We start from the raw sequence: 14113 nt of genomic DNA, 5'->3' as shown, positions 1-14113 counted from the left end.
ACCGATGAGCACCAAGCAGACCGAGAAGCGGCCGAACGTCCTCAGCCAGCTCTACCGCGGCGAGACGAACTTCCAGTTCATCCCCAACCGCCGGAAGTTCTACATCGCCTCCGGCATCGTCATCGCCGCCCTCATCGCCGTCATGATCGTCAAGGGCTTCGTCCTCGGCATCGACTTCGCCGGCGGCATCCAGTACAGCGTCCCCGCCTCGGGCACCGAGGCGTCCCTCGAGGACGTCGAGAACGCCGCCGAGGACGCCGGAGCCGAGGTCGCCTCCGGCCAGGTCGCCGGCACCGGCGACGGCCGGTCCTACATCGTCCGCGTCGGCACCATGGACACCGACGCGGCCGCCGAGGTCCGCGACTCCATGGCCGCCGCGGCCGGCATCGGGGCCGACTCGATCTCCGTCTCCGAGGTCTCCGCGACCTGGGGCGCGGCCGTGTCCAAGCAGGCCCTCATCGCCCTCATCGTGTTCCTGGTGCTGGTCTCGGCCTTCATCTGGATCCGGTACGAGCGGCGCATGGCGATCGCCTCGCTCGGCGCGCTCGCGCACGACATCATCATCACCGCGGGCATCTACGCGCTCGTCGGCTTCGAGATCACGCCCTCGACGATCGTCGGCATGCTGACCATCCTCGGCTACTCGATCTACGACACCGTCGTCGTGTTCGACAAGGTCCAGGAGAACACGGCGCAGCTGCTGCGCTCGCGGCACCAGACCTTCGCCGAGGCGGTCAACGACGCGGTCAACCAGACGCTCATGCGCTCGATCAACACCTCGATCATCGGCGTCCTGCCGGTGGCCGCGCTGCTGTTCGTCGGCGTGGGCGCCCTCGGCGTCGGCACCCTAAAGGACCTGGCGCTCGTGCTGTTCGTCGGCATGGTCGTCGGCGCGTACTCCTCGATCTTCCTGGCCGCCCCCTGGGTCGTGGACCTGGCCGAGCGCAGCGCCGCCTTCCAGCGCCACAACAAGAAGGTTGCCAACGCCCGCGCCGCGGGCGGCGAGGACAAGTCCGAGAAGCCCGCGGCCCGGGCCGAGGACGACGAGGACGACGACCGCCTCGAACTCGCCAAGACCGACGAGATCCCGCTCGAACTGCTGGAGGAGCCCGTCAAGTCCGGCAGCGGCGCCCGCTCGGGCCCCTCGCGGCCCTCCTCCTCGCGTCCGAGCGGCGCGAAGAAGCGCAAGCGGCGCTAGGCGCGCACACGTGAAAGCGGCGGGCGGACCGATCGGTCCGCCCGCCGCTTCGCAGCTGGCTGGCTCAACGGGAGCCGGACTACTCGGGACCCCTGTCTCCCTTGAGCTTGGAGAGCAGGCCCTGGGCCTTTTCCTTGACCTGGTCCGAGACGTCGTCCAGTTTGTCGCCGATCGGCGACTCCTTGGCCTTGTTGTACAGGTCTTCGGCCTTGTCCCGGGCGTCGTCGGCCATGTCGCCGGCCTTGTCCTTGAACTCGTTGAACTTGTCCACGTGAACCCCTCCCTACGTGAGTCGGTATCACTATATGAGCGGATTCGGGTTCTCGAAGAGGTTTCCCCGTACAACCCCGGTCGAATCCCGAACGCTACCGCAGGGTGACGCCAGGCGGGCCGGTTGCGCCATACCGTGCCTTCCATGACGAACTCCCAGCTCCGCAAGGCCCGGACCGCCCTGGTCATCGGCGGCGGCGTCGCCGGCCCCGTCGCCGCCCTCGCCCTGCGCAAGGCCGGCATCGACGCGCAGGTCTTCGAGGCCTACCGGCCCGGCACCGGCTCCCAGGGCGGGCCCCTCGGCCTCGCCTCGAACGGCCTGAACGCCCTGAGTGTGGTCGGCGCCGACGCCGACGTGGCCGCCGAGGGCATGCCCACGCCCCGCATGGTCATCTCCTCCGGGTCCGGCAAGGTCCTCGGCACGATCGACACCGACCCGTCCCTGCCTGTGCGCGTCACGCTCCCGCGCGGCCGCATCTCGGCGCTCCTGCAAGCCCGCGCCGAGGCCGAGGGCGTCCCGATCACCTACGGCAAGCGCTTCGAGGGCGCCGTGGACACCGGCCGCAGCGTCATCGCCCAGTTCGACGACCGCACCACCGCCGAGGCCGACATCCTCATCGGCGCCGACGGCATCCGCTCCGCCGTGCGCGGCCTCATCGACCCCTCCGTCAGGCCCCGCTACACCGGCCTGATCGGCCTCGGCGGCTACATCGACGGCCCCGCGGGCGTCCCGCCCACCGGCGGCGACTTCCGCATGGTCTTCGGCCGCCGCGCCTTCTTCGGACACCTCTCCGACGGCGAGCGGACCGGCTGGTTCGCGAACCTGCCCTACAAGCGCATCGAGGACGCCGACCTCCGGAACACCACCTTCGCCGAATGGATGGCCCGCATGAGGGCCGCCTTCGCCGACGACGCCGGCCCCGCGCTCCAGATCCTCGACCACGTCACGCCCGACGGGTTCATTCCGCCCTCGCCCCTCGAGGACCTCCCGCACGTCCCGGTCTGGTGCAAGGGCCGCATCGTCCTCCTCGGCGACGCCGCCCACGCCACTTCACCGTCCTCCGGCCAGGGCGCCAGCCTCGCCGCCGAGTCCGCCGTCGAACTCGCCAAGTGCCTCCGCGACCTGCCCGTCGCCGACGCGTTCGCGACCTTCGAGTCCCGCCGGCGCGCCCGCGTCGAACGCGTCATCGCCGAGGCCGCCCGCACCAACCAGTCCAAGGCCGCCGGCCCCATCGCCGCCCGCTTCCGCGACGCATTCATGCCGTTCTTCATGTCCCGCTTCACCACCCCGGAGAAGACCGCCTGGCAGTACGCCCACACGATCGAGTGGTTACCGGTGCGGCAACCGGGGATTCGGTGCGACGCTCCATAGATGACGACCCCTGAGACCCCCACGGAAGCCGGTACCCCCGTGCCGCCCGACGCCCCCGAGTCCCGACCGGCCGAATTCCTGCCCGCCGCACCGCCGCGTCGGCGCAACCCGCTCCTGGTGTGGGTGATCGTCGGACCGGCCGCCGCGTTCTTCATCGGCCTGACCGTCGGCCTCACCGGGAACGGGTCCGGCGGCGGCGCGGCCGCGGACGACGACCACTTCGAGGCCGTCAAGGAGGCCTGCGCCGTCGGTTCCTCCGACGTCCGCGTCGGCGACGGCGGGGACACCTTGAGCATCGACCGCGCCGGGGCGGAGGAGATGCCTGGCGCGACCCTCACCCAGTACTACTGCATCCTCGACGAGCTCGAGGTCCCCGACTCGGTCAGGGACCGGATGGACAACACCCGCGCGCTCGACGGATACCAGGAGGCCGAGTTCGACGGGATCACGGTGACGTGGAACTACCATCCCGACGACGGCGTCAACATGACCTTCACCAGGGCCTCCTGACACGCCGCAGGCCCGCGCCCCATCGGGCGCGGGCCTGCGGGTCTGTCGCCGCGGTCAGCCGTTCAGGGCCCGTTCCAGGTCTTCGAGGAAGAGGCGCTCGCCTTCGCTGATGGCGACCTTCCGGCTGAGCAGGCCGCCCTCGCGGGACTTGACGGCGCTCGCGACCTCGGTGGCGAGGTGGAGGAGCCAGCCGGTGTAGACGGCGGCGTCCTCGGGGTCGGCCTTTTCGCGCAGGAGGGCGCTCGCCTCGCGGGCGAGCTTGAGCGCCTGCGGCATGGCCTCCTCGGTCACCGGCAGCTCCGAGTCCTCGTCGAGGCCCCGGTGCTTCAGCGCCAGCGCCACCGATTTGACGAAGGCGTTCTCGTGCCGCTGGGCCTGCTTGAAGACCCGGGCGCCCGCGGTGACCTCCTTGAGGAACACGAGCGGGCTCGTGGAGCCGTCGGCGACGATGGCGCCCTTGAGGACCACGCCGGGGGTGTCGAGGAGGAGGTCGCGCTCGTCGTCGTCGAACTGGGACAGCTGCGTCATGACCGTGCTTTCTGGGTGCGCTGGGTACCGACCGGCACACTGTAACCCGGGAATGCGAAAGCCGGTCAGCTGCGTTCGGCGCCCGTGAGGCGGTACGCGTCGTAGACGCCGTCGACCTTCCGGATCACCTTGATGATGTGGTCGAGGTGCTCGGGGTTCGCCATCTCGAACGTGAAGCGCGACAAGGCGACCCGGTCGCGCGTCGTGGTGACCGTGGCCGAGAGGATCGAGACGCGCTCGCCCGAGAGGACCTGCGTGACGTCCGCGAGGAGCCGGTGCCGGTCGAGGGCCTCGACCTGGACCGTGGCCACGAACGTGGCCTGGTCGTCCTCGTGGGACCAGTGGACCTCCAGGACCCGGTCGGGCTGGAGCTCGACGCGCTCCTCGGCGTTCTCGCAGTCCCTGCGGTGCACCGAGATCACGTGGTAGCGGGTCGCGAAGCCGATGATCGAGTCGCCCGGGATCGGGTTGCAGCAGTGGGCGAGGCGCACCGGCATCTCGCCCTCCTCCATGCCGGCGACCGTGACGGCGGCGTGGATGTCGCCGTGCGCCTCGGGCACGATGCGGGCCGGCTGGGTCGGGGCGGTGGCCTCGGCCATGTCCTCGGCGGCGCCCTCGGCCCCGCCCTGGACCTCGAGGAGCTTCTGCACGACGTTCGAGGCCGAGATGTGGTGCTCGCCGAGCGCGGCGTACAGGGCCTCGACGTCCTTGAGGTTGAGGTCCTTCGCGAGCGAGGTGAGGTTGTCGTGGGTGAGCATCCGCTGGAGCGGCAGGCGGCGCTTGCGCATCGCGCGCGTGAGCTCGTCCTTGCCCAGCTCGATGGCCTCCTCGCGCCGCTCGCGCTTGAAGTGCTGCTTGATCTTGGTGCGGGCGCGCGGGCTCTTGACGAACGCGAGCCAGTCCTCGCTGGGGGTCGCGTTCTCGGAGTTCGAGGTGAAGACCTCGACGACGTCGCCGTTGGACAGCGTCGACTCCAGCGGCACGATCTTGCCGTTGACCTGGGCGCCGATGCAGCGGTTGCCGACCTCGGTGTGCACCGCGTACGCGAAGTCCACCGGCGTCGACCCCGCCGGCAGGGCGATGACGTCGCCCTTGGGCGTGAACACGTACGCCTCGGAGGAGGCCAGGTCGAAGCGGAGCGCGTCGAGGAACTCGGACGGGTCGGCGGCCTCGCGCTGCCAGTCGAGGAGCTGGCGCAGCCACGCCATGTCGTCGATGTGCGCGGGCGGGCCGGCGACGGTGGAGTTCTTGGTCTCCTTGTACTTCCAGTGCGCGGCGATGCCGTACTCGGCGGTGCGGTGCATCGCCCAGGTGCGGATCTGCATCTCGACGGGCTTGCCGTTCGGGCCGATCACCGTGGTGTGCAGCGACTGGTACATGTTGAACTTCGGCATCGCGATGTAGTCCTTGAAGCGCCCCGGCACCGGCTGCCAGTTCGCGTGGATCACACCGAGGGCCGCGTAGCAGTCGCGCTCGTCCTCGACGAGGATGCGCAGGCCCACGAGGTCGTAGATGTCGTTGAAGTCGCGGCCGCGCACGATCATCTTCTGGTAGATCGAGTACAGGTGCTTCGGGCGCCCGGAGACCTCGGCCTTGATGCGCGAGCCCTTGAGGTGGTCCTTGACCTGCGCGACGACCTGCTGGAGGAGCATCTCGCGCTGCGGGGAGTGCTCGGAGACCAGGCGCGCGATCTCGGCGTAGCGCTTCTTGTAGAGCGTGGCGAAGGACAGGTCCTCCAGCTCCCACTTGATCGTGTTCATGCCGAGCCGGTGGGCCAGCGGCGCGAGGATCTCGAGCGTCTCGCGGGCCTTCTGCTCCTGCTTCTCGGGCGGCAGGAACGTGAGTGTGCGCATGTTGTGGAGGCGGTCGGCGAGCTTGATGACCAGGACGCGGGGGTCCTTCGCCATCGCGACGACCATCTTGCGGATCGTCTCGGCCTTCGCCGCGTCGCCGAGCTTCACCTTGTCGAGCTTGGTGACGCCGTCGACCAGGAGCGCGACCTCGCCGCCGAACTCGGCGCCGAGCTCGTCGAGCTGGTACTCGGTGTCCTCCACGGTGTCGTGCAGGAGCGCGGCCACGAGCGTGTTCGTGTCCATGCCGAGCTCGGCGAGGATGGAGGCGACCGCGAGCGGGTGCGTGATGTACGGGTCGCCGGACTTGCGGAACTGCCCGTTGTGCAGCTGCTCGGCGCGCGTGTACGCCTGCTGGAGGAGCCGCACGTCCGCGCGGGGGTGCGCGGCCCGGTGGGCCGCCACCAGCGGCTCCAGGACCTCGGGGAGGGTGGAGGACTGCCAGGGCGCGTTGAAGCGCGCCAGCCGGGCCCGCATGCGACGCCCGGTCGGCGGCCCGATGGGGCCGCCCGACGTGGGCGCGGCGTCGGCGGGTCTGCCGGACGCGGCTCGCTCGGTCACCACGCACGCCTCCTCGTATCGCACGGCACTTCGGGTATGTGCAGCCTCGACAAGGCCGCGCTACGCATCAATCCTAGCCGCGCGGCGCAGCCCGGGCCGCCACCGCTGCCCGGACCGCGCCCGCGATTGGATCACATGACGCCTGCGGCGGCCACCTGCTCGACGATGTCCAGGCCGGAGGTGATCTGGCCGAGGATCGTGTAGTCCGCGGGGAGCGTGGTGTCCTCGTAGACGATGAAGAACTGGCTGCCGGTGGTGCCGGCGCCGGCGTTCGCCATGGCGATGGTCCCGGCCGGGTAGTTCGCCTCGGCCTCGACCGGGGTGTTCTCCTCGCCGTACTGGTAGCCGGGGGAGCCCGCGCCGGCCATCTCCGGGGTGCCGGCCTCGATCGCGGCGCGCGCGTCGGGGTCGCCGCACTGGAGGACCCAGATGCCGTCCGTGGTCAGGCGGTGGCACTGCTGGCCGTCGAAGTACCCGTCCTGGGCGAGGAACGTGTAGGAGCCGGCGGTGCACGGGGCGCCGGCGGTGTCGATGTCGGCGGTGATGACGCCGAGGTTCGTCACGATCGTCATGACCTGCGTCCCGGCGGCGGGCTGGGTCGCGAGCGGGACCGGGCTGGTGCCGTCCATCGAGGTGTACATGCACGCCGCGGTCTCCGAGGCGTCCGGGGCGCTCATCTGGAGGCACTCGAGGTAGACGTCCTGCGCGGGGCGGCCGTCGGTGAGGCCCTCGGTCGGCGCGCCGGTGGCGCCCTCGCCGCTGGGCTCGACGCCGTCGCAGCGGGTCGAGGCCGCCTCGGCGTCGTTCACGAGCTGCTGCACGTCGGGATCGGCGGAGGAGCCGGAGTCGTCGGGGGCGAGCCACACGAAGGCCCCCCACGCCAGGAGTCCGAGGGCCACGAGGGCGGCCACGCCCCCGATGCTCCACGCGACGGTGCGCCGGCGGCGCTCCTCCTCGGCCTTGACGGCCATGCGCTGCTGCAACTGCTGCCGGGCCGCCAGTCGCTGGGCTTGTTTCGACGCCACCGTCGGATCTCCTTCGCGCGGTAGGGGTTACTCGGTCGTTTCGGTCGGAGACGCGGACGACTCCGTGGTGGGGGTCGCGCCGTCGGTCGCGGCGTCCGTGGCGCCCTCACCGGCCGGATCGGTCGCCAGCGGGTCCACCGACTCGCTGACCTCCGAGGTCGGCACCTCTTCGCCGGCGGGCTCCTCGTCCTTGAAGAACCCGTCCTGCCACAGGTAGACCAGCGTGAGCACGGCCGCGACGGCGAGGAGTCCGCCCAGCGCCTGGAGCTGGCGGCGCCGGCGCAGCTTGCCCGCGAGGCGCGCGTTCTTCTTCGCGTTCGCGATGCGCTGCTTGCGCTGCTCCATGTGCTTGGACTTCGCGGGCACCTGGACTCCTCATGACGTTCGCTTGTGTTGGGGGTTACGAGTTCCGCAGTCTAACCGGGTCAAGTCAGGCGCGTCACCGCAGGATGCCCGGTGTATCCTGACGCGCGGAGGAGGGGTGAGAGCGGGTGCTCATCGAGACGCTGGTGGCGGATGCGTTCGGCACGAACTGCTATGTGCTGTCGTCCGGTCCCGGCGCCGAGTGCGTGGTCGTGGACCCGGGCATCGGCATCGCCCCGCGCCTGGACGACCTGCTCACCGACCGCGGGCTCAAGCCCGTCGCCGTGGTCCTCACCCACGGGCACCTCGACCACACGTTCTCGGTGACCCCGGTGTGCGGCGCGAACGACGTGCCCGCCTACATCCACACCGACGACGCCCACCTGCTCGCCGACCCCGCCAAGGGCTTCAGCGCGAACATGATGTCGCTCGTCGGCACCGGCCTGGACTGGACCGAGCCCGACGACGTGCAGACGCTCGCCGACGGCGGGATCGTCGAGCTCGCCGGGATGCGCTTCACCGTCGACCACGCGCCCGGGCACACCGCCGGCTCGGCCATGTTCCACACCGGCGACGCCGAGGGCCTGTACACGCTCACCGGCGACGTGCTGTTCCGCGGCGCGATCGGCCGCACCGACCTGCCCGGCGGATCCGACGCGGCCATGCAGGAGACGCTGCGCACGAAGGTCCTCCCGCTCGACGACGCCGTCGTCGTCCTCCCCGGGCACGGCCCGGCCACCACGATCGCGGCCGAACGCGCCCGCAACCCGTACCTGAAGCGGGCCGCGGGCGCCCATTAGGCCGCCGCGCTCCCGCTCAGTCGACACACCGAATTCCTTTAGGAGACACCCATGTCACGACCTCAGCCGCTCTCGGGCTTCCCCGAACTGCTGCCCCGGCAGCGGATCGTCGAGCAGCAGGTCGTCGACCATCTCCGCCGCGCCTTCGAACTCCACGGCTTCGCGAACCTCCAGACGCGCGCCGTCGAGCCCATGGACCAGCTGCTGCGCAAGGGCGAGACGTCCAAGGAGGTGTACGTGCTGCGCCGCCTCCAGGCCGACGCGCGCGACACCAGCGACGCCGAGCTGGGCCTGCACTTCGATCTGACCGTGCCGTTCGCGCGCTACGTGCTCGAGAACGCCGGGAAGCTCAACTTCCCGTTCCGCCGCTACCAGATCCAGCCGGTGTGGCGCGGCGAGCGGCCCCAGGGCGGGCGCTACCGCGAGTTCTGGCAGGCCGACATCGACATCGTCGACCAGGGCGAGCTGCCCGCGCACTACGAGGCCGAGGTCGCGCTCGTCGTCGCCGACGCGCTCAAGGACCTGCCGATCCCCAAGGTGCGCATGCACGTCAACAACCGCAAGCTCTCCCAGGGCTTCTACCAGGGCCTCGGCATCGCCGACACCGAGGAGGCGCTGCGGATCATCGACAAGCTCGACAAGATCGGGCCCGACGCCACTGCGAAGCTCCTCGTCGACGGCGTGGACGCGACCCCCGAGCAGGCCGAGGCGTGCCTCCAGCTCGCCGCGATCAGCAGCGAGGACACCTCGTTCGTCGCCCGGATCCGCGCGCTCGGCGTCAGCGACCCGCTCCTGGAGGAGGGCCTGACCGAACTCGCGGCCGTCGTCGACGCGGTCGCGACCGCCGCTCCCGGCTTCGTCGTGGCCGACATGAAGATCGCCCGCGGCCTCGACTACTACACCGGGACCGTCTACGAGGTCTTCATCGAAGGCGAGGAGCACCTCGGCTCGGTCTGCTCGGGCGGCCGCTACGACAGGCTCGCCTCCGACGGCAAGAACGCCTATCCCGGCGTGGGCCTCTCGATCGGCGTCTCCCGCCTCCTGGTGCCCCTGCTCCAGGCCGGCCGCCTCGACGCCACCCGCGAGGTCCCCACCTGCGTCCTGGTCGCGCTGGCGAACGAGGAGGACCGCCCCGCCGCGACCGCCCTCGCCCAGCGCCTGCGCGCCCGCGGCATCCCGACCCAGCTCTCGCCCTCGGCCGCGAAGTTCGGCAAGCAGATCAAGTTCGCCGACAAGCGCGGCATCCCCTTCGTCCTCTTCACCACCGATGAAGGGACCCAGATGAAGGACATCCGCTCCGGCGACCAGCTCACGGTCGACGTCGACACCTGGAACCCTCCCGCGGAAGACCTCCACCCGCGGATCATCACCGAATAGCGAACGAAGCGGGCGGCCCGAGGGCCGCCCGCTTCGTGTCATGCGGTGGTGATCAGCCGATGATGGCCTTGACCGAGGGTGCGGTCGCGGCGAGCTTGAGCCAGGAGTTCAGCTCGTTGAGGTCCTGGCAGGTCTCGATCCTGCGACGTTCGTCGTCGGAGAGCGACAGGCCGCGCGACTCGATGATGATCAGGAGCGCGTTGGCTTCCCCCTCGGCCCTGCCGCGGGCTTCTCGCTCGGCGAGGAGTTCGCTCTGGTACGGATAGGTGTCTTGCTCCATCAGGGCCTCCAGGATTCTGCGGGGCTGCTCGCTGAGCTGCCCCAACATGTACTCAGTGTATCGTTTGGCCTTCTCCGGCGGGACCAGCGCGAGCTCCGCGTTCACGGCGGCGAACAGCTGCTCGATCTCCTCCGCGTGCTCGTGGATGAGGGTGCCGAGCACCATCTCCTCCGCAAGCTCGCCTGATCCCGAAGGCTCGGTGAGCTTCGGATAGTTGCGCGGACCGAGCACGAGCGGCCGGAAGGTGAAGCCGGGGTGGCCGAGCTCGATCGCCTCGGCGGCCCAGGCCGCGACGGCCGGCTGCTGGCAGACGACGATCAGCGCGACCGGGGCGGTGAGCCGGTGGCGGATGTTGACTTGATAAGCGGGCCAGGAGAACCGCTTGCGCTCGTCCTTGCCCCGCTGGACTTCGACGATGATGCCGAAGCGGTTCTCCTCGCCTTCGCGGCAGAGGACGACGTTGTCGGCGTTGAGGTCCCGGACCTCGCTGTCCGTCCCGGACTCGGAGTAGGCATGGACTTCGCTGTGTGCGGGGATCGGGACACCGAGGAGGTCTCTGGCGAGGCGGACGGCGAAAGCGGGTTCCTCTCGGCAGAGTTTGATCGGGTTGTCGTGTGCTTGAGTCGTCACCCAGACGAGGCTACGAACCACTCGTCCAGTGACGAAATGCGTAACCTTCGAGATTTTCTCGTTAGCGACGGACTTCACCTCCGCCTGACGCTCAGCGGAGGTGAAGTCGGTTGTCCTGCTAGGCGAGGGCCTTCGTCGTCGTGCGGTTCGGGGCGGGGGTCGCGGTGCGGCGGCGGCGGGTTGGGGCGCCGTAGGTCGGGTTGGCGGCGCCCCAGGCGGCTCCCTTGCAGATGAGCTCCTTGTAGCCGGCGGCGAAGCGGCCGCGGATCGAGGCCGAGCGGGCCCGGTCGTCGGCGGTGACGAACTGGATGAGGCCCTCCTTGCGGCCCAGGCTGACGCACTGCTGGAAGTAGGCGAGCGGCGCGCGGCCGGCCTTGGCGCCGGTGAGGCGGGCGGTGATGGCGTCGGCGGCGACCTGGGCCATCGGTATGCCCGAGGCGCACGACATGCGCAGCGGCTTGCCCGCGTCGCCGATCGCGTAGCCGGCGTCGCCCACGGCGAACACGTCCGGGTGCGAGACCGAGGCCATGTCGCGGTCGACGACGATCTGGCCGCGGTCGGTGGTGTCCATCGTGGTGGCGGCCGCGATCGGGTGGACGGCGAAGCCGGCGGTCCACACCGTGGCCGCGCTGGGGATCTCGGCGCCGCCGGCGGTGACGACGGCGTCGGGGCGGACCTCGGCCACCTCGGTGTGCTCGTGGACGGTGATGCCGAGCTTCGCGAAGACCTTCCGCAGGTGCCGCTGCCCCTTCGGCGAGACCCAGTCGCCGAGGCCGCCGCGGGCGACGAGCGCGACCTTCAGGTCCGGGCGCGCCTCGGCGAACTCGGTGGCCGCCTCCACGCCGGTGAGGCCGCCGCCGACGACCGTGATGGTCTGGCCGGCGTCCATGCGCGCCAAGCGGTCCCGCAGCTTCAGGGCCCCGGGCCGGCTCGCGATCTCGAAGGCGTGCTCGGCGGCGCCGGGGACGCCCTGCGCGTTCCAGCCGCTGCCGAGCGCGTACACGAGCGTGTCGTACCGGAGGGTCTCGGTCCCGTTCGCGGTCGTGACCGCGACGGTCTTGGCGTCGGCGTCGACCGCGGTGACCTTCGCGAGCTTGAGTTCGACGCCGGTCCCGGCGAACATGTCCGCGAAGGGCCGCGGCTTGAGGTCCTGGCCGGCGGCGACCTGGTGCATGCGGACGCGTTCGACGAAGTCGGGCTCGGCGTTGACGAGGGTGACGGCGACGTCCTCGGGGTGCAGCCGCCGCGCGAGGCGGCCGGCGGCGAAGGCGCCGGTGTAGCCGGCGCCGAGGACGAGGATGCGGTGCTGCATGGTCGTGCTCCTGTCTGGTTCGGGTTCGCCCCTTGAACCGGGCGGGCCCGCGAAAACTGACAGGAACCCGCAGTGAAGCACGTCACACGACGATGAGCGAGGTCAGAACGCCTGCACGACCAGCGGCTTCCCGTGGTCGAGCGTCGCCCACACGGCCGTGGCGCGTTCGAGCTTGTCGGGGTTGACCTGGCTGCGGAGCGCGGCGATGCCGTCCGGGCCGACCTCCAGGCACATGACGCCGATGACGCGCCCGTCGAGGACCGCGACGGCCGCGGGCCCGCCGTTCGCCGTCCACGCGTACACCTCGGGCGAGCCGCCGGCGATCCGTCGCTTGGCCGGGGCGGGCCGGAACAGGCCCCACAGGAACTTGGCGACCGCCTTCGCGCCGGTGTACGGGCTGGCCTTCGCCGGGATCTTGCCGCCGCCGTCGCCGTACGCGACCGCGTCGCCCGTGAGCAGCTCGACCAGCGGCGCCACGGAGCCGCCGGTGGCGGCCGCGAGGAACTCCTCGACGATGCGGCGGGCCGCGGCCGCGTCGATCTCGGTGCGGGCGCGGCCGGCGGCGAGGTGCTTCTTCGCGCGGTGGTGGATCTGCTGGCTCGCCGCGGGCGTGATGTCGAGGATGCCGGCGATCTCGCGGTGCGGGTAGTCGAACGCCTCGCGCAGCACGTACACGGCGCGCTCGTTCGGCGTCAGCCGCTCCATGAGCGTCAGCACCGCGTACGAGACCGACTCGCGCTGCTCGGCCGTGTCGGCCGGGCCGAGCATCGGGTCGCCGCCCAGGAGCGGTTCGGGCAGCCACTCGCCGACGTACGTCTCGCGCCGCGCCCGCGCCGACGTCAGCTGGTTCAGGCACAGGTTCGTGAGGACCTTCGTCAGCCACGCCTCGGGGACCTCGATCCGCTCCACGTCGGCGGCCTGCCAGCGCAGGAACACCTCCTGGACGGCGTCCTCCGCCTCGCCCGCGGAGCCGAGCATGCGGTAGGCGATGGCCGCCAGGCGCGGCCTGGCGGCCTCGAACCGGTCGACGTCAAGGGCGGTGAGGGCCATGGCCCGATCCTAGCCCGCCCGGCGGAGGGCGGCGGCTTCCTTGGGGCCCTGGGCTATCCGTTCTCGCGCACGCAGTAGATCGCGGTGATCGAGTCGATCTCGGGGTCCCAGTCGCGGCCGGCCGCGATCGCCGTGTCGGTGTAGTAGTACTGGGTCCACTCGTAGCCGTCGCACGCGTCGGCGGCGGCCACGGCGTGCGTCGGGTCGGACGGGTCGGAGTCCTCGGGGCTCTGGACGATGTGGACGACGTACCAGTACGCGTCCTCGGAGGCGCAGTCGACGACGTAGAACCCGGTGGTGACGTTCTCGATGCACTCGCCCTCGACCGGGACGCGGTACTCGGACTCGGCCGCGCTCGTGGCCTCCTCCTCGGTCGGCTCGGCCGCGGTGGTCGGCTCGTCCTCCTCTTCGGCGGCGGTCGTCTCCTCGGCCTCCTGGGTGGTCTCCTGCGCGGCGTCGTCCTTCCCGTCGTCGCCGCCGAGGTTCATGGCGAGGACGGTGCCGCCGATCGCGACCACGAGGACGACGGCGACGAGGCTGACGATGAGCGTGGCGTTGCCGCCGCTGCGCGGGGGCGGGGGCGCGGCCTGGCCGGGCTGGAACGCGCCGCCCGGGGGCTGGAAGCCGCCGCCGGGCGGCTGGAAGGACCCGGTGGGCTGGGCCGGGGCCTGGCCGGGCACGTAGCCGGGCGCGCCGGGGGAGTAGGGGGTGCCGGGCGGGGCGCTGCCGGGGTGGACGTGCACCGGCGGGTTGCCGTAGCCGGTGCCGGGCCCGTACGTGTCGGGGCGCGAGTACGGGTCGGCGTCGGTCGTGTAGTGCTGGGGCGCCGAGGGCTGGCCGTAGCCCGGCTGCTGCTGCGAGGGGTCGTAGGGGTTCGGGGGCGGGTAGGTCATGGCGGCTCTCCGTCGGGTGGCCGTGCACGGGGCGGTTCCCCGCCATCATATTCGGCCGCCGCGAGGAGGCCCTCCGCCGAGACGGCGCAGGCCG

At 71.2% G+C, this 14113-nt stretch carries 14 protein-coding genes; 5 read left to right on the top strand and 9 right to left on the bottom strand.

Annotation, left to right across the window (positions count from 1 at the left end):
* The first annotated feature begins 4 nt into the window (after positions 1-4).
* Positions 5-1198, top strand: a complete 1194-nt coding sequence (secF, locus tag EIW28_RS02495; protein WP_125246129.1) for a protein translocase subunit SecF — start codon at positions 5-7, stop codon at positions 1196-1198.
* Between the two features lie 79 nt (positions 1199-1277).
* Here secF and EIW28_RS02490 read toward each other — a convergent pair whose 3' ends face one another.
* Complete coding sequence (locus EIW28_RS02490; RefSeq protein WP_125246128.1) at positions 1278-1469, bottom strand: YtxH domain-containing protein; 192 nt, start codon at positions 1467-1469, stop codon at positions 1278-1280.
* Between the two features lie 144 nt (positions 1470-1613).
* Between EIW28_RS02490 and EIW28_RS02485 the strand changes: the two genes are divergently transcribed.
* Complete coding sequence (locus EIW28_RS02485) at positions 1614-2840, top strand: FAD-dependent oxidoreductase (protein ID WP_125246127.1); 1227 nt, start codon at positions 1614-1616, stop codon at positions 2838-2840.
* Positions 2841-3350: a hypothetical protein gene (locus EIW28_RS02480; RefSeq protein WP_125246126.1), complete on the top strand. Its 510-nt coding sequence runs from the start codon at positions 2841-2843 to the stop codon at positions 3348-3350.
* A gap of 54 nt (positions 3351-3404) precedes the next feature.
* Here EIW28_RS02480 and EIW28_RS02475 read toward each other — a convergent pair whose 3' ends face one another.
* The 4 genes from EIW28_RS02475 to EIW28_RS02455 form a co-directional block, all read right to left on the bottom strand.
* Entirely contained in the window at positions 3405-3878 is a 474-nt protein-coding gene (locus EIW28_RS02475; protein ID WP_125246125.1) for a hypothetical protein, read from the bottom strand.
* Positions 3879-3943: 65 nt separating this feature from the next.
* A complete protein-coding gene (locus tag EIW28_RS02470; RefSeq protein WP_269462586.1) occupies positions 3944-6292 on the bottom strand; it encodes a RelA/SpoT family protein in 2349 nt (782 codons plus the stop codon).
* A 128-nt stretch (positions 6293-6420) separates the two neighbouring features.
* A complete protein-coding gene (locus EIW28_RS24780) occupies positions 6421-7314 on the bottom strand; it encodes a peptidylprolyl isomerase (RefSeq protein ID WP_232013773.1) in 894 nt (297 codons plus the stop codon).
* A gap of 27 nt (positions 7315-7341) precedes the next feature.
* Positions 7342-7680, bottom strand: coding sequence for a hypothetical protein (locus tag EIW28_RS02455; protein ID WP_125246124.1), 339 nt, complete (start codon positions 7678-7680; stop codon positions 7342-7344).
* A gap of 125 nt (positions 7681-7805) precedes the next feature.
* Between EIW28_RS02455 and EIW28_RS02450 the strand changes: the two genes are divergently transcribed.
* Positions 7806-8477: an MBL fold metallo-hydrolase gene (locus EIW28_RS02450; RefSeq protein ID WP_125246123.1), complete on the top strand. Its 672-nt coding sequence runs from the start codon at positions 7806-7808 to the stop codon at positions 8475-8477.
* A 51-nt stretch (positions 8478-8528) separates the two neighbouring features.
* The gene (gene hisS / locus EIW28_RS02445) at positions 8529-9854 is read left to right on the top strand and encodes a histidine--tRNA ligase (RefSeq protein ID WP_125246122.1); all 1326 of its coding nucleotides are present in this window, start codon (positions 8529-8531) and stop codon (positions 9852-9854) included.
* A 52-nt stretch (positions 9855-9906) separates the two neighbouring features.
* Here the strand turns inward: hisS and EIW28_RS02440 are convergent, their stop codons facing one another.
* From EIW28_RS02440 to EIW28_RS02425, 4 genes are all read right to left on the bottom strand, one after another.
* A complete protein-coding gene (locus EIW28_RS02440) occupies positions 9907-10764 on the bottom strand; it encodes a hypothetical protein (protein WP_125246121.1) in 858 nt (285 codons plus the stop codon).
* Positions 10765-10882: 118 nt separating this feature from the next.
* Positions 10883-12076: an NAD(P)/FAD-dependent oxidoreductase gene (locus tag EIW28_RS02435; protein ID WP_125246120.1), complete on the bottom strand. Its 1194-nt coding sequence runs from the start codon at positions 12074-12076 to the stop codon at positions 10883-10885.
* 102 nt (positions 12077-12178) lie between these two features.
* Positions 12179-13126 carry an RNA polymerase sigma factor SigJ gene (gene sigJ, locus EIW28_RS02430; RefSeq protein WP_125246119.1) on the bottom strand — a complete coding sequence of 316 codons (948 nt, stop codon included), beginning with the start codon at positions 13124-13126 and terminating at the stop codon, positions 12179-12181.
* A gap of 53 nt (positions 13127-13179) precedes the next feature.
* Positions 13180-14019: a hypothetical protein gene (locus EIW28_RS02425; RefSeq protein ID WP_125246118.1), complete on the bottom strand. Its 840-nt coding sequence runs from the start codon at positions 14017-14019 to the stop codon at positions 13180-13182.
* Positions 14020-14113 lie beyond the last annotated feature (94 nt).

Source organism: Glycomyces terrestris, from assembly GCF_003933745.1.
Taxonomy (GTDB): Bacteria; Actinomycetota; Actinomycetes; order Mycobacteriales; family Micromonosporaceae; genus Glycomyces; species Glycomyces terrestris.
The sequence above is the reverse complement of the archived record's forward strand: the minus strand, read 5'-3'. Positions and strand labels throughout refer to the sequence as shown.